The following is a 14,508-nucleotide window of genomic DNA, read 5'->3' as shown; positions in this document are numbered from 1 at the left end:
ACACGATGTCGGACACGGCCATCCTCGCGCAGGACCTCGTCAAGACCTTCGGCTCCACCCGCGCCCTCGACGGCTTCTCCGTCCGCGTGCCGGCAGGTCAGGTCACCGGCTTCCTCGGTCCCAACGGGTCGGGCAAGTCGACGACCATCCGGGTCCTGCTCGGCATGCTGCGAGCGGACTCGGGCACCGCTCAGGTCCTCGGCCGCGACCCGTGGAGCGACGCCGTCGCCGTCCACCGGCGCCTCGCCTACGTCCCCGGTGACACGAGCCTGTGGCCGGGCCTCACGGGCGGCGAGGCGATCGACGTCCTCACCCGGCACGAGACGGGCACCGCCCACCGCCGCCGGCGTGCCGAGCTGCTCGAGCGCTTCGAGCTCGACCCGACCAAGCGGACCCGGACCTACTCCAAGGGCAACCGGCAGAAGGTCGCGCTCGTCGCGGCCCTGTCCCGCGGCGTCGAGCTCTACCTGCTCGACGAGCCGACCTCCGGCCTGGACCCCCTCATGGAGGCCGTCTTCACCGAGGAGGTCCGCCGCCTGCGGGACCAGGGATGCACCGTCCTGCTCTCCAGCCACATCCTCGCGGAGGTCGAGAAGCTCTGCGACACCGTGACGATCATCCGTGCGGGCCGCGACGTCGAGACGGGCACCCTGGCCGAGCTGCGCCACCTCACCCGGTCCACCGTCACGGTCACGACGACGGCGGACCTCGCCCGCGTCCGACGCGCACCCGGGGTGCACGACCTCGCCGTCGACGGCGCCCGGGTGCGCTTCGACGTCGACGACACCGCCGTCGCGCAGCTGCTCCCCGTGCTCGCGGAGCTCGGCGTGCACAACCTCACCATCACCCCGCCCTCGCTCGAGGACCTGTTCCTGCGCCACTACGGCGACGAGCCGGAGCACCAGACCGAGGGGCGAAGGGCTGCTCGATGACGACGACGCGCACCGCCCGGGCCGCCACCGGGCGTGCGAGCACCGACGGCGGGGAGCTCCTCACCGGCACGGCCCGGCTGCTGCGCCTCTTCCTGCGGGTCTCGCGCCGGCAGATCCTCGTCTGGGCGCTCGCCTTTGCCGCGCTCGTGGCCGGCTCGGTCGCCGCGCTCGAGGACACCTACCCCGACGCGCAGGCGCTGCAGGCCCGGGCCGCCCTCATGGACAGCCCGGCCGCCGTCATGATGACCGGGCCCGCGTTCGCGCTGGACGACTACACCTTCGGCGCCATGCTCGCCAACGAGCTCTCGCTGTGGGTGTTCCTGCCGGCCGCCATCATGAGCGTGCTCCTCGTCGTGCGCCACACCCGCGGTGAGGAGGAGTCCGGCCGCCTGGAGATGCTGCGCTCACTGCCCGTGGGCCGTTTCGCCCCGGCGCTCGCCGCCGTGCTCACCGTCACGGTCGCCGACCTCGCCGTCGCCGCCGCCGTCACGGGCGCGCTCGTGGGGACCGGGATGGCCGCGGCGGACTCGGTGGCCCTCGGCGTCGCGACGGGCCTCACCGGCCTCGTCTTCGGTGCGGTCGCCGCGGTGACCGCACAGCTCACCGAGCACGCCCGCGCGGCCTCGGGCATGGCCCTGGGGGCGGTGGCCGTCGCGTTCCTCGTCCGCGGGATCGGCGACGTCATCGAGCCCCAGGGCTCCTGGCTGTCGTGGCTCTCCCCCTTCGCGTGGGCACAGCAGACCCGCCTCTACGTCGACCTGCGCTGGTGGCCGCTGGCCGTGTCGACCCTCGTGGCCGTCCTGCTCCTCGTCCTCGCGGTCTCCCTCGCCCGGCAGCGCGACCTCGGTGCCGGGCTGCGGCCCGCGCGCCCCGGTCCGCCGGCCGCGTCCCGGTCGTTGCTCGCGCCCACCGGCCTCGCCCGGCGCCTCGTGTCCGGCACCTTCATCGGCTGGGCCGTCGGGCTGTTCCTCTTCGCCCTGGCGTTCGGGACGCTCGCGAACTCCCTCGAGGGCATGGTCGCTGACATCCCCGCGGTGGGGGAGTGGATCGACCTCGACCTCAGCGACCTCACCCGGTCCTTCGCCGCGGTCATGCTCGGGTTCCTCGCCGTCGGGCCGGCCGCGCTCGCCGTCTCCGGCGTCCTGCAGCTGCGGGCGGAGGAGCGGGCGGGCCGGGTGGAGGGTCTGCTCGTCTCCGGGAGCTCGCGCACCGCCCTCCTCGTCCGGTGGGTCGCCGTCGTGCTCGTCGAGGCCGTCCTCGTCCAGGTGCTCATCGGGCTCGGCGTGGGAGCCGGTGTCACGCTGGCCACCGGTGAGGCCGCCTGGGTCGGTGAGCTCACGCTCGCCGCCCTCGCCCACCTGCCCGGGATCCTGCTCGTCGGTGCGCTGGCCGTGGCGCTGTACGGCCTCGCCCCGCGGGCGGCCGGCCTCGCGTGGGCGCTGGTGGTGTGGGCAGCGGTCGTCGCCTTCCTCGGTGACCTCCTCGGGCTGCCCGGCTGGGCGCGCGACGTCTCACCCCTCGCGCACACCCCGGCGGTCCCCGACGCCGACCTCGTGCCCGCCCCGCTGGTCGTCATGGCCGCACTCGCCGCCCTGCTACTGCTCGCCGGTCTGGTCGGGCTCCGCCGCCGCGATGTCGGGGCCGCCTGACCCCGCTCGCGCCGGTCCCCGTCCAGGTCCTGGGCGTGGTCGGCTGTCTCGTCCTCGTCGCGTCGCTGCCGCCGCCGGTGGTGGCGGGCGGCGTCGTCGTGCTCCTCGCCGGGGCCGGCTACCGCTACGGGCGCGGGCGGCGGGCCAGCCGCTGGTAGGCCCGGTCCCACCAGTGCTCGGTCTGGGGGACGACGACGTGCTCCCCGCGTGCCATCCGCTCGAGGATGTCCGCGCGCACCCCGAGGAGCGTGAGGACCTGCGCGAGGGTGGAGATGACGGCGATGAGGGCGATGGAGGCCACCGCCCACCGGTAGTCGAGCAGGCTCGGGTCGGTGCCGCCGCGCAGGTCCAGGACCCGCCCGACGACGATCGCCGCGAGCATCGCCCCGACGAAGCCACCCGCGTTGACCAGGCCCGTCGCCGTCGAGATCCGCACGGGCGCGTTGTAGTCGCGGGCGATGTGGAAGCCGATCTGCGAGCCGGGACCACCGATCGCGAGCATGACGAAGGCGATCGTCACGACGGCGTGCGGCGGCTGCCCGCCCGGCCACAGGACGAGCAGGGCCAGGGCGAGGATGCCGAGGAGCGCGACGACGATCGCCATCGGCGAGCGCCACGTGGGCCTGCGCCCCGCGAGCGGCCCGACGACGAAGCTCATCGTGAGCGTGCCGAGGACGAAGATCGACAGCTGGGAGGCAGCCGCGGCGTCGGACCAGCCGAGCCCGGCGGTGAGGTACGGGAAGCCCCACACGAGGGAGATGACGACCCCGGGGGTCATCGTGGCCTGGTGGGTCCAGAAGCCGAGGCGGGTCTCGCGGCGGGCCCAGGCGGCGCGGACGTCGGCGACGGCGCTGCGCGGGACGGCGGGCACGTCCGGGGCCGGCACGGCACGGTAGGGCGCGGCGACCGCGGGCCGCAGCAGGAGGAGCGCGTAGAGGAGCGAGGCGGCCGCGGTGAAGCCGAAGGTGCGCGTCCAGCCCAGCCAGCCCAGGGCGGCGGCGAGCGGGACGGTGGCGGCGAGGTTGCCGGCCATCCCGATGAGCCCGGTGAGCATCGTGAGGAAGGCGTACCGGTGGTGCGGGAACCACATCGCGGCCAGCCGCAGGACGGCGATGAAGACGGCGGCGTCCCCGATGCCGAGCAGGGCGCGGGCGGCGAGGGCGACGGGGTAGCTCGTCGCGAGCGCGAAGCCCAGCTGCGCCGTCCCGAGCACGAGCGTGGCGACGAACAGGACGCGCCGCGGGCCGAAGCGGTCGATGGCGACGCCGGCGGGCACCTGCATGACGGCGTACAGGCCCAGCTGGACCATGACGAAGGAGCCGAGCTGGGTGGAGGTGATCCCGAGACGGTCCACCGCGTCCGGGCCCGCCACGCCGAGTGAGGCGCGGTGGAGGAGGGCGAGGAAGTAGACCCCGCCGCCGGCCAGCCACACGGCCCACGCCGACCGGCGGGCGCGGTCACCGAAGCGGTTCAGTGGCGTGCTCACGATGGACCATGATCCCACTCGGCCGTGACGGTCGTAGCATCGGGGAGCACAACCAGCGGATGAGAGGCGGCCACCCTGAGCCCGGCGGACGACACCACCACACCCGACCCCCGGCGCTGGCGCATCCTCGCGGTCCTGCTCGTGGCGATCTTCATGTCGCTCGTGGGCGTGAGCATCATCAACGTCGTCCTGCCCTCGATCCAGCAGGGCCTGGGTGCCTCGGACTCCGAGCTGCAGTGGGTGCTCACCGGCTACGCCCTCACCTTCGGCGTCGTCCTCGTCGCCGCCGGCCGCGCCGGGGACATCCTCGGCCGGGGGCCGCTGTTCATCGCCGGCGTCGCCCTCTTCACCCTCTCCTCGATCGCCGGCGGGCTCGCTCCCGACCCGCTCAGCCTCAACATCGCGCGGGTGCTCCAGGGCCTGGGCTCGGGCCTGCTCAACCCGCAGGCCGTGGGGATGATCCAGCAGTACTTCCGCGGTCCTGAGCGGGGCCGGGCCTTCGGCGCGCTCGGCAGCGTCATCGGGGTGTCCGTCGCCATCGGCCCCGTCATCGGCGGGCTCATCGTCGAGCTCGCCGGCGAGGCCCAGGGCTGGCGGTGGACCTTCCTCGTCAACGTGCCCGTCGGCATCGCCGCCATCGTCCTCGCGCTGCGCTGGCTGCCCCGCCCGCTACGGAACCCGCGCGAGCGCGGCGGGCGGTCAGTGGTGCGCGAGCTCGACCCGGTGGGTGCCATCCTGCTCGGCCTCGCGGTGCTCGCGCTGCTCCTGCCCTTCGTCGAGAGGTCCCTCGGGCCGGGCGGGTGGCTCGTCCTGCCCGTCGCCGTCGTCCTCCTCGGTGTGTGGCTGTGGTGGGAGCGCCGCTACCGCGACCGCGGGCACGCACCCATGGTGGACCTCGGGCTCTTCCGCGTGCGCAGCTTCACCACCGGCACGCTCATCGCCTGCCTGTACTTCATGGGCGTGACCAGCGTGTGGGTGCTCGTGGCGCTCTACGTCCAGGACGGCCTGGGCCGCAGCGCCCTGGAGGCGGGGTTCATCGGCATGCCCGCGGCCGTCCTGTCGGCGTTCGCCGCGAACTGGTCGGGCAGGCGGGTGACTCGCCACGGTCGGCGGATCGTCGTCGCCGGGATCGTCAGCGCGATCATCGGTCTGGCGCTGAGCATCGCTGTCGTCCAGCTCGTCGATGCCGGCCACGCGAGCGTGTGGTGGATGCTCCTCACGCTCACCTTCATCGGAGCCGCCCAGGGCCTGGTCATCACGCCGAACCAGACGATCACGCTGGGGGAGGTGCCCCTCGAGTACGCGGGCAGCGCCGGTGGCGTGCTCCAGACCGGCCAGCGCATCGGCACCGCGATGGGACTGGGCATCATCACGGCCATCGCCTTCGCCGTGCTCGACGGCAGCGGGTGGCCGCTCGCCGTCACCGCCGGGTTCGCGGCGACGGCGGCACTGCTGCTCATCACTCTCGTGGTCGCCGTCCTCGACGCACGGAGGGGGAGGGCGGGCGAGGTCCGCTCCTAGAACTCCCCGGCCAGGTGGCCGGCGAGACGGGCATGACGCTGCGCGCTTGCCTCGTTCAGCCCGGTGATGGTGACGTTCTTGCCCTTGGCGGCGTACTTCGTCGTGATCGCGTCGAGCGTCGCGACGGTCGACGCGTCCCAGATGTGGGACCGGGAGAGGTCGATGACGACGTTCTTCGGGTCGCCGGTGTAGTCGAACTGGTAGACGAGGTCATTGGACGACGCCCACAGGAGCTCACCGACGACCGCGTAGACGCGGGTGTCGTCGTCGGGGTGGGCCACCTCGACGACCTCGGTGACGTGGGCGACACGGTTGACGAACATGACGGCCGCGACGACGACGCCCGCGACGACGCCGTAGGCGAGGTTCTCGGTGAGCACGGTGACGACGACGGTCGACAGCATGACGGTCGTCTCGCTCTTCGGCATGCGCCGCAGCGTCGAGGGCCGCACGGAGTGCCAGTCGAAGGTGGCGACGCAGACCATGATCATCACGGCGACGAGCGCCGCCATCGGGATCGTGCCGACGACGTCACCCAGCGCGACGACGAGGACGAGGAGGAAGACCCCGGCGAGGAAGGTCGAGATCCGGGTCCGCGCGCCCGAGACCTTCGTGTTGATCATCGTCTGGCCGATCATCGCGCAGCCACCCATCCCGCCGAGGAAGCCGGTGATGACGTTGGCGGCACCCTGGCCCCACGCCTCGCGGGTCTTGTCGGAGTGGGTGTCGGTGACGTCGTCGACCAGCTTCGCCGTCATGAGGGACTCCATGAGCCCGACGAGGGCCATGGCGACGGCGAACGGGCCGATGGTCTGCAGCGTCTCGAGCGTGAGCGGGACGTCGGGCAGGAAGAACGAGGGCAGGGAGTCGGGCAGCTCGCCCTGGTCGCCGACGTCCGGGACCGCGAGCCCGAAGCCCACGGTCACCGCCGTGAGGACGACGATGGCGACGAGCGGGCCGGGCACGGCCCTGGTGAGGCGGGGGACGAGGACGATCATCGCGATCCCGGCCGCGACCATGGCGTAGACGTGCCAGGAGACGTCGGTGAGGTAGGGCAGCTGGGCGAGGAGGACGAGGATCGCCAGCGCGTTGACGAAGCCGACCATGACGCTGCGCGGGATGAAGCGCATGAGCCGGGTCACGCCGACGACGGCGAGGAGCACCTGGATCAGACCGGCGAGGATGACGGTCGCGATGAGGTAGTCCATGCCGTGCTCGCGCATGACCGGCGCTATGACGAGCGCGACGGCACCGGTCGCCGCCGAGATCATGGCGGGACGTCCGCCGAGGAAGGCGATGGAGACGGCCATCGTGAAGGACGCGAAGAGCCCGACACGCGGGTCGACGCCGGCGATGATCGAGAAGGAGATCGCCTCGGGGATGAGAGCGAGGGCGACGACGAGGCCGGCCAGGACCTCGGTGCGCAGCCGGCGCGGGCTGCGCAGCGCGCCGACGACGGAGGTGACGTCCTCGCTGCGCACCCGGCGGCGCTCCATGGGGCTGGGGCCGGTGGGCGCAGCGAGGGGTGAGGTCACGAGGTCTCCCGTGGTCGACGGCGCAGGCGCCGGTGGTCAGGACTGGGAGGCGCGTCGTCGGGCCCGGGGAGCGAGGGGCGGTGGTCCCGGCTGCTCCGACCTCCCACCCTATCGGCGCGGCGCGGTGCCGCGTGGATGACCTCGCTCACCGGCGGGCCCGGACGTGCCGGGCCCGCCGGGTGGTGTCAGGCGGAGGTGCTGCTCTCGCCGTCGTCGCCCGCAGCGGTGCGCCCCACGCCCACCGGCGCGGGCTGCTGCGCGTCCGTCGTGCGGCCGCGGACGAGGTCGAGCAGGTCGATGCCGGTCTGGGCCTTGAGCAGTGTGCCGAGCTCCTGGACACCCACGGAGACCTGCTCGGTGAGGCGCGAGGCGCCGGACTTGTCGATGACGGTGAGGTCGTCGATGCTGCCGAGCGCGTCCGCGTAGGGCTGGGCCATGCGGGGCAGCGCGTCGAGGATCATCTGGAGACGGGCCGACTCGGGGAACGCCTGGTAGGCGTCGGACTCGGCCTTGATCGCGGCACCGCGTGCCTCGCCCTTGGCGCGCTCGGCGGCGGCCTCCGCCTCACCGCGGGCCTGGGTGCCGTCCGCCTCCGCACGGGCGAGGGCGAGGGCACCCTCGGCACGGCGCTGTTGCTGGACGAGGTCGGCCTCAGCGCGGGCGCGGGCCGCGGACGCCTCGGCGTCGGCCTGCGCGATGGTGCGCTGGGCCTCCGCCTCGGCCTTGCGAATGGCGGTCGTCTTGGAGGCCTCCGCCTCCTGCTCGACGGAGTACTTGCGGGCGTCGGCCTCCTGCGCGGCCTCGTACTTACGGGCTTCGGCGGGCTTGCGGACCTCGGTCTGCAGCTCCTGCTCGCGCAGCGCCGCCCGGCGCACGGCGACCTGCTCCTGCTCGACGAGGACGGCCTGCTGCGCCTCGGCCTCGGCGCGCTCCTTCGCCGCCTCGGCCTCGGCCTGGGCCTGCGCCGTCTGCTGGGCGATCTGAGCGTTGCGCAAGGCCAGGGCCTTGTTCGACTCGGCGATCTGGACCGCGGCCTCGTTGGACCGCTCGGTGCTCTCCTGCTGGGCCTGCGCCTCCGCGATCTCCGCGTCACGGGCGACGGCGGCGGCCCGGGGGCGCCCGAGGTTGCGGATGTAGTCGCCGGAGTCCTCGACGGTCTGGATCTCGAAGTTCTCCAGGACGAGGCCTCGCTCGGCGAGCATCGGGACGGCGATGTCCTTGACCTCCTTCGAGAACTCCTGGCGCTCGTAGAGGATTGACTCGACGGTCAGCGTTCCGGCGATCGTACGGAGCACACCGACGAGCACCTCGCTCGTCTGCTGCTCGATGACCTGCTCCTGGCTGCGGCCGGCGAAGCGCTGCGCGGCGGCGCGCACCATCCGCTCGGTGCCACCGACCTTGACGACGGCGATGGAGCGCAGCGTGACGCCGACACCGCTCTTCGTCGTCGCGTCCTCGGCGGCGACCGAGAAGCTCTGGGAGGCCAGCGACAGGCGCACGACCTGCTCGAAGACCGGCTTGACGAACGTGCCGCCGCCGATGACGACGCGCTGGCCGGACAGGTCTGTGGTCTCGTCCCCGGTCTCCGGGTTGATGACGGGCTTGCCGCTCTTGCGGCCGGTGATGATGAGCGCCTCGTCCGGGGTGGCGATCTTGAAGCGCACCTTGGCGTAGATGAAGCCGATGATGACGAGGACGATGAGGGCAACGACCGCCACGACGACGATCAGGGCGGTGCCGGCGAGTTCCATGGAGCTCCTAAATGCAGGTGAGCGGTACGGCCGTGCGCAGCCTCCAACCGGCGAGCGCTGCCGGCGATGGCTGGTGCCCGCCGACCGGCGGGCATGGCCACCCTACCGACGGCAGCCGCGACACTTGTCGCTTTCCGCCGCCCTCATCCGCCGCCCCAGCGGCCAAGCATGCCGCGCCGCCCACAACCGACGTACCGCCTACATCCGACGTACCGCCGACAGTCGACTTCCGCCGACAGCCGACCGACCGCCGGCGACTCCCATGATCGTCGGTCGAGGGCGGGACTCATCAGCCGGCGTCGAAGCGGTCCTCGCCGTCGGCGTCGGGGTCGGGTCCTTCTGGCGGCACTGCGCCGGTGAGGTCGGGGGTGTCCTCCCGAGTCTCCGGGGCGGCGCGGTCAGGTGCCTCAGGGGCGGACGCGTGCTGCGGGTTCTCCACGGGCACGTCTCCGGCGGTGCTCTCGCTCATGCTGCACTCCTCGTCCGTGTCACGTGCTTGGTCAGGCCGGTCCCTGCTGCGGTGACGTCTGGTCGGTCCCACCGCCGAGCTGCCGGAGGAGCTCGTGGCACCTGTGTGCCCGCTCGGAGTCCTCCTTCATCACCTGCTCGAAGAACTGGGCGATGTCCTCCTCGCCGGCGTTGCGGGCGTCGCGGACGTACTGTCCGTAGTCGTGCCCGGCCTTCAGTGCGTGGTACTGCACGGAGATGAGGTTGAAGGTGACGTCGTCGAAGCCGGTCTCCCCGGTGGCCATGGTGATCTCCCTCGTCGGTGCGGACATGCTGGCCGTCCCAGTGTGTGACCGGCATCACGGGCGGCGCATCCTGAGCCGTCGAGGACGATGTCCCCCCGAACCGTGAAAGATGGTTCGGTCGGTCGACACAATCAGGCCATGACCCCTGACAGTGCAGCAGATCTCCGCCGCGACATGATCCGCCGACGGGGCCGCCGGTGGGGCCGACTGACCGTCTCGGCTGTGGGCCTGTGCGTCCTCGGAGCCTGCGGGACACAGCCCGCGCCGGCCGACCCGGCCGCCACCATGCCGCCCGCAACCATGCCGCCCCTCGCGGAGGTGGCTGAGTCGGGCCCCGACTGCCTCGCTGACGACGTCGTCACCAGTATCTCCCTGTTCCCGCAGGACACCGGCAGCCCCGGCCCCACGCCAGGGGCGGTCCCTCCGGACTTCCAGCCGGCCGGAGTCGTGCTCTGCAGGATCTCCATGACGACGATGCTCCAGGAGCCGGCCCCGCCCACCCTGGTCCCGAGGATCGAGGATCTCGGTGCCGACGAGCCGCTTCCCGATGTCCCCGTTGCGGAGGAGGACGCGGACGTGCTTCAGCGGCTGACCATCGAGGAGGTCACGCTCACCGGTGACGTGGACCCGTTCCTCGCCGCGCTGGCCCGCGAGTCGGCGCCGCGAAGCAGCGGCGCGTGCATGGCCAAGATGGAGGTGCAGCCGGCGATCTTCCTCGTCGACGACGATGGTCGGGCGGTGCGACCGCAGTGGCCGGTCGACGGGTGCGGCTTCCTCCTCGAGGGGGCCGCCGCGACGCTCGAGGGGCTGACGGAGACGGGGGTGACGGTGCATGAGGTCGACCAGTGCGTCGGTCGGTGCTCGACGGCGGAGGGCGGCTGAGCGACCGACAGGTCGCGTCAGGGGAGGGGCCGTCGACGACTACAGCAGGCGCGTTCGCCCGGTGGGGCTCGTGGTGCTGAACCGCTCGCGATAGGTTGACGGCGTCGTGCCGAGGTGGCGGATGAAGGCGCGGCGGAGCGTCTCGTCACTGCCGAGGCCGCACAGCTCGGCGACGCGCGCGAGGGTGTGGCCGTCGAGGACCAGCGACCGGGCGGCGTCGACGCGTACCTGCTCAAGCCAGCGGGCGGAACAGGCGGGTGAGGTGGCGCTCGCTGACCCCGTCGGCGGCGGCCATGGACATCACCGTGTGCTCCGCCGCAGGCTCGGCAATCACGGTGTCCATGAGCGAGCGCAGCTGCGGCTGGCGGGTCGGTGGGGTTCGCAGAGCCGTGGAGAACTGGCTCTGGCCACCGGGTCGCTGCATGAACATCACGAGCTCCCGGGCCGTCTCCCGAGCGGTGTGAACCGCCCCGGGTTCGATGGAGGGTCGCGATCTTGGGAGGATCGGACTTATGTCGAAGCGATACCCGCAGGAGCTCAAGGAGCGCGCGGTCCGGATGGTGCTCGAATGCGAGAAGGACTATGAAACGCGCTACGGCGCGGTCAAGGCCGTAGCCAACAAGTTGGATATCGGAATTGAAAGCCTACGCGTGTGGGTGAAGAACGCCGATGGCCAGGCCCTCGGTAAGACGCCCAGCGTCCCTACTGTCGACCCGGCGCGGGTGAAGGAGCTCGAACGTGAAGTTCGGGAACTTCGCCGGGCGAATGACATCCTGAAAGCGGCAGCGTCTTTCTTCGCGCGGGAGCTCGACCCGCCACTGCGGTGATCTGCCACTTCATCGAAAGCCACAAGGAGCGTTTCGGGGTCGAGCCGATCTGCGCCGTGCTGACCGAGCACGGCTGCAAGATCGCCCCGAGCACCTACTATGCGTGGCGATCGCGCCGACCCAGCGACAGGGACATTCACGAGGCGTATATCCGCAATGCCATATTCGACCTGCGGTTCAAGCGCGATGAATTGACCGGAGCGTGGAGGGCCACGGCTGTGAGCCTGTACGGCTATCGCAAGACCTGGCACCAGCTGCGCGCCATGGGCATCACCGTGGCCCGCTGCACGGTCGCGCGCATCATGCGCGAGGCTGGCTGGCGCGGCGTGCTGCGCGGCCGTCGGGTGCGCACCACGGTGCCAGCAGATGAGGGTCAGCGCGCCGCGGACCTGCTGGGCCGACAGTTCGCCGCCCCGTCTCCGAATCACACCTGGATCGCGGACTTCACATATGTGCGCACGTGGTCTGGGTTCGTCTACGTGGCATTCATTGTCGACGTCTTCGCTCAGCGCATTGTCGGTTGGCATGTGCAAAGTACCATGCACGCCGATCTTGTCACCAATGCCTTGCGAATGGCAATCTGGTTCCGGGACGCCTCCGGGGACCCGATCCCAGAAGGCTTGATTCACCATTCCGACGCAGGGAGTCAATACACTTCTGTGCGCTTCACTGAGCGACTCGCCCTCGAGGCGATCGCACCGTCGATCGGGAGCGTGGGCGACGCGTACGACAATGCACTCATGGAATCTATTATCGGACTATACAAGAGCGAGTGCATCGAGACCGACATCTTTCACAACCGGCCCTTCAAGACCTTAGAGGATGTCGAGCTGGCCACCATGATGTGGGCCGATTGGTGCAACAATGAGCGCCTGCACTCAAGCTTGGGATACAATTCACCGGTGACCTTCGAGGCCCGGTATCACGCCACCGAGGACACAGACACCCTCATCACAGCCAACAACTGAACTCTCCATCGAACCCGGGGCGGTTCACCGGCCGCTCGGGCAAGGCCTACGCCGACTGGCTCACCGACCGTAGCGCCGACTTCCGTGCCGGGGTGCAGGTCGCGGCGCTGGACCCCTTCGCCGGCTACAAGACCGCGATCGCCGACGAGCTCGCCGACGCCACCGCCGTGCTGGACGCCTTTCACGTCGTCAAGCTCGGTACCCAGGCCGTTGATGAGGTCCGTCGCCGCGTCCAGCAAGAGACCCTGGGACACCGCGGCCGCAAGGGCGACCCGCTCTACGGCATCCAGAGAATCCTGCGCGCCGGCGCGGAGAACCTCACCGACCGCCAACTCACTCGCCTCGCGGCAGCGATCGAGACCGACGAGGCCCACCAGGCCGTCTACCTCGCCTGGCGCTGCGCCCAAGACCTCAGGGCCGCCTACCGCTGCGCCGACCTGACCGCCGGCCGGGTCATGGCCGAACGCACCCTGAGCATCTTCCACACCTGCCCCATCCCCGAGATCGCGAGACTCGGGCGGACGCTACGCCGCTGGAAGGACGCGTTCTTGGCCTACTTCACCACCAACCGCTCCAACAACGGCGGCACCGAGGCCATCAACGGCATCATCGAGCTCCACCGCCGCCTCGCCCGCGGCTACCGCAACCGCGACAACTACCGTCTCCGTATGCTCCTCGTCGCCGGAGGCCTCAAGACGTGATCCCCACCGAATGTCCGAAGAGCCGCATGACTTCGAGCCCGATAGGTAGGTCGTATTCCGAGAGAGAGCGTGCGGCGGCGGCAGCGGTCCAGCGCGTCGCCGGTCAGGCGTACGACGTGGAAGGGATCCCCTGCGGGACGAGGCTGATCTCCACGCCGAGGAGGACGGCGAGCTCGGCGTGACCCGCGGCCGGTTCCTCACACGGGACCGTGTCCACCGTCGAGGCAGTCTCGACCTGAATCCCACGGCGGACACGCGGAGGTGTTTGACCGTAGCCCCCGCCCTGAGCCCTGCGGGAGAACCGGATTACTAGCGCGCCGTGGCGTGGGGAGTGATCGAAAGGACGTCCTTCGCGCTCGGGTGCGGGAGGATGAGGAGGTGAGCGCGTATAACCGGCCCTCGGTCGTTGCACCGGTCTTCCATGACGCAGACGGCCAGATCATCGACTACGGGAACCGGTGGAGCGGGTCACCGCCGGAAGAGACTTACTCGGTCGACACCCATCCCGAGCGCTTCGCACCACTCCACACAGTGGCTGATGCCCTCATCTCACATCTGCGCGCTACCTACGACGTCCGACTCACCGAGGGTGAGGGGACCGCTGGAGATCTGCTCCGCCCAGCTCCTGAATTCCTACGCGCGGTGCGCATCCAGCCCAACGACCCGGCATGCGCCGCGCTGACGTTCGTGTTCACTGCCTACCCCGGCATCTTTCTGCACGCCGGTTTGCTGCACGACTTCCACTATCCGGTATGCGGCTGCGACGCGTGCGACTCCAACTGGACCACTGAAGCCGACCTACTAGAGCAGCAAGTGCTCGCGGTCATCACCGGACACTACCGGGAGGGCATCGAAGACGGACCCCAGCCTTGGGTCGAGTACGCGTTCACCTATCCCGACGGTGCAAACTCCGGAAGATCCCGCGCCGAGGAGATCCCGGCAGAGCGTTTCGAAGCCGCCAAGCCCATCCTCTGTGACCTCACTGAAGGGTGGGCCTCCTGGCCACAGAGATCCTCGGGCTCCTGAGAGCACTTGTTCCGGCTCACGATCCGCCATCGGGACCGGGCCCGCATCGGCCGGGGGTGCACACACATTTAGGAAGGGCTTAGCGTGTGGCGGGTGCCCGCGCGACGCTCGTAAGTGCGGAGGTGGTCCGTGGTGACTGAAAGACTGCGGCTGTGAAGACACCCACGGCACTGAGCAGCGGCGCGTAGACCGCTCGGGATCATGCCCTGACCGCCGTCGTCGTCGGAAGTGGGGGCGCCTTGGTCAGGACCAGTGAGATGACGGCGTTGTGGCTCGCCTCGCCGCCTCCTCTGCGGTGCCCATCTCCGGACGGCGGAGGTCCGAAGCTGCCCGAGGACGGGCGGAGCTCGGATGATGCTCCTATGGACTGTCAAGCGGCGAGGAGCCACTGGCGGTAGGTGCTGGCGAAGTCGTCATCTCGCCTCTTGCCGCGTTCGATGTCGGATATGCGTGCTGGCCAGACGTTGAATTGCTCGGC

General features: G+C 70.8%; 14 protein-coding genes, 1 pseudogene and 1 other annotated feature. Of the genes and pseudogenes, 8 read left to right on the top strand and 7 right to left on the bottom strand.

Annotation, left to right across the window (positions count from 1 at the left end):
• The first annotated feature begins 5 nt into the window (after positions 1–5).
• The 3 genes from M3148_RS07810 to M3148_RS17835 are packed head-to-tail and all read left to right on the top strand — an operon-like array spanning position 6 to position 2,739.
• Entirely contained in the window at positions 6–932 is a 927-nt protein-coding gene (locus M3148_RS07810) for an ABC transporter ATP-binding protein (RefSeq protein WP_251304119.1), read from the top strand.
• Positions 929–2,581 carry an ABC transporter permease gene (locus tag M3148_RS07805; RefSeq protein WP_251304118.1) on the top strand — a complete coding sequence of 551 codons (1,653 nt, stop codon included), beginning with the start codon at positions 929–931 and terminating at the stop codon, positions 2,579–2,581. Before M3148_RS07810 ends, M3148_RS07805 begins: the two co-directional genes overlap by 4 nt.
• Positions 2,582–2,616: 35 nt before the next feature.
• The gene (locus tag M3148_RS17835) at positions 2,617–2,739 is read left to right on the top strand and encodes a hypothetical protein (protein ID WP_285883786.1); all 123 of its coding nucleotides are present in this window, start codon (positions 2,617–2,619) and stop codon (positions 2,737–2,739) included.
• Here the strand turns inward: M3148_RS17835 and M3148_RS07800 are convergent.
• Entirely contained in the window at positions 2,706–4,067 is a 1,362-nt protein-coding gene (locus M3148_RS07800) for an MFS transporter (RefSeq protein WP_251304117.1), read from the bottom strand. The genes M3148_RS17835 and M3148_RS07800 overlap by 34 nt on opposite strands.
• Positions 4,068–4,208: 141 nt before the next feature.
• Here M3148_RS07800 and M3148_RS07795 point away from each other — a divergent pair, with 141 nt between their 5' ends.
• The gene (locus tag M3148_RS07795; protein ID WP_308203225.1) at positions 4,209–5,588 is read left to right on the top strand and encodes an MFS transporter; all 1,380 of its coding nucleotides are present in this window, start codon (positions 4,209–4,211) and stop codon (positions 5,586–5,588) included.
• On the opposite strand, the gene M3148_RS07790 is transcribed toward M3148_RS07795, so the two are convergent.
• The 4 genes from M3148_RS07790 to M3148_RS07775 form a co-directional block, all read right to left on the bottom strand.
• On the bottom strand, positions 5,585–7,123 hold the full coding sequence (locus M3148_RS07790) for a SulP family inorganic anion transporter (RefSeq protein WP_440136909.1): 1,539 nt from the start codon (positions 7,121–7,123) through the stop codon (positions 5,585–5,587). The genes M3148_RS07795 and M3148_RS07790 overlap by 4 nt on opposite strands.
• Before the next feature lie 185 nt (positions 7,124–7,308).
• Positions 7,309–8,874 (bottom strand): SPFH domain-containing protein, encoded by a 1,566-nt coding sequence (locus tag M3148_RS07785; protein WP_251304116.1) that lies wholly within the window; start codon positions 8,872–8,874, stop codon positions 7,309–7,311.
• A 289-nt stretch (positions 8,875–9,163) separates the two neighbouring features.
• On the bottom strand, positions 9,164–9,343 hold the full coding sequence (locus M3148_RS07780) for a hypothetical protein (protein WP_251304115.1): 180 nt from the start codon (positions 9,341–9,343) through the stop codon (positions 9,164–9,166).
• Positions 9,344–9,374: 31 nt separating this feature from the next.
• Positions 9,375–9,653, bottom strand: a complete 279-nt coding sequence (locus tag M3148_RS07775; protein ID WP_251304114.1) for an acyl carrier protein — start codon at positions 9,651–9,653, stop codon at positions 9,375–9,377.
• 111 nt (positions 9,654–9,764) lie between these two features.
• Here M3148_RS07775 and M3148_RS07770 point away from each other — a divergent pair, with 111 nt between their 5' ends.
• Positions 9,765–10,508 (top strand): hypothetical protein, encoded by a 744-nt coding sequence (locus M3148_RS07770; protein ID WP_251304113.1) that lies wholly within the window; start codon positions 9,765–9,767, stop codon positions 10,506–10,508.
• A 39-nt stretch (positions 10,509–10,547) separates the two neighbouring features.
• On the opposite strand, the gene M3148_RS18405 is transcribed toward M3148_RS07770, so the two are convergent.
• Together M3148_RS18405 and M3148_RS07765 are read right to left on the bottom strand one after the other, a co-directional pair.
• Positions 10,548–10,712: a hypothetical protein gene (locus tag M3148_RS18405; RefSeq protein ID WP_368859545.1), complete on the bottom strand. Its 165-nt coding sequence runs from the start codon at positions 10,710–10,712 to the stop codon at positions 10,548–10,550.
• 28 nt (positions 10,713–10,740) lie between these two features.
• A complete protein-coding gene (locus M3148_RS07765) occupies positions 10,741–10,938 on the bottom strand; it encodes a hypothetical protein (RefSeq protein ID WP_251304112.1) in 198 nt (65 codons plus the stop codon).
• Positions 10,939–11,020: 82 nt separating this feature from the next.
• Between M3148_RS07765 and M3148_RS07760 the strand changes: the two genes are divergently transcribed.
• From M3148_RS07760 to M3148_RS07750, 3 genes and pseudogenes are all read left to right on the top strand, one after another.
• Positions 11,021–12,303 (top strand): IS3 family transposase gene (locus M3148_RS07760; RefSeq protein ID WP_251304111.1). Its coding sequence is split into 2 segments (ribosomal slippage): positions 11,021–11,294 and positions 11,294–12,303, totalling 1,284 coding nucleotides; the frame shifts between segments, so codons are not numbered across the junction.
• Positions 11,293–11,424, top strand: a sequence feature (AL1L pseudoknot). It overlaps the preceding gene by 132 nt.
• Before the next feature lie 29 nt (positions 12,304–12,332).
• Positions 12,333–13,004 (top strand): annotated as a pseudogene (locus M3148_RS07755) (ISL3 family transposase); the annotation flags it as partial.
• 378 nt (positions 13,005–13,382) lie between these two features.
• Positions 13,383–14,030 carry a DUF6226 family protein gene (locus tag M3148_RS07750; RefSeq protein WP_251304110.1) on the top strand — a complete coding sequence of 216 codons (648 nt, stop codon included), beginning with the start codon at positions 13,383–13,385 and terminating at the stop codon, positions 14,028–14,030.
• The last annotated feature ends 478 nt before the right edge of the window (positions 14,031–14,508 follow it).

Source organism: Georgenia satyanarayanai, from assembly GCF_023715365.1.
GTDB lineage: Bacteria > Actinomycetota > Actinomycetes > Actinomycetales > Actinomycetaceae > Oceanitalea > Oceanitalea satyanarayanai_B.
Note: the sequence above shows the minus strand (reverse complement) of the source record. Positions and strands in the feature narration are given on the sequence as shown.

What these genes read in the sequence shown, in the direction of transcription:
- M3148_RS07810 (WP_251304119.1), top strand. Translation starts at nt 6, where the DNA reads ATGTCGGACACGGCCATCCTCGCGCAGGACCTCGTCAAGACCTTCGGC.
- M3148_RS07805 (WP_251304118.1), top strand. Translation starts at nt 929, where the DNA reads ATGACGACGACGCGCACCGCCCGGGCCGCCACCGGGCGTGCGAGCACC.
- M3148_RS07785 (WP_251304116.1), bottom strand. Translation starts at nt 8,874, where the DNA reads ATGGAACTCGCCGGCACCGCCCTGATCGTCGTCGTGGCGGTCGTTGCC.
- M3148_RS07780 (WP_251304115.1), bottom strand. Translation starts at nt 9,343, where the DNA reads ATGAGCGAGAGCACCGCCGGAGACGTGCCCGTGGAGAACCCGCAGCAC.
- M3148_RS07775 (WP_251304114.1), bottom strand. Translation starts at nt 9,653, where the DNA reads ATGTCCGCACCGACGAGGGAGATCACCATGGCCACCGGGGAGACCGGC.
- M3148_RS07770 (WP_251304113.1), top strand. Translation starts at nt 9,765, where the DNA reads ATGACCCCTGACAGTGCAGCAGATCTCCGCCGCGACATGATCCGCCGA.
- M3148_RS07765 (WP_251304112.1), bottom strand. Translation starts at nt 10,938, where the DNA reads ATGTTCATGCAGCGACCCGGTGGCCAGAGCCAGTTCTCCACGGCTCTG.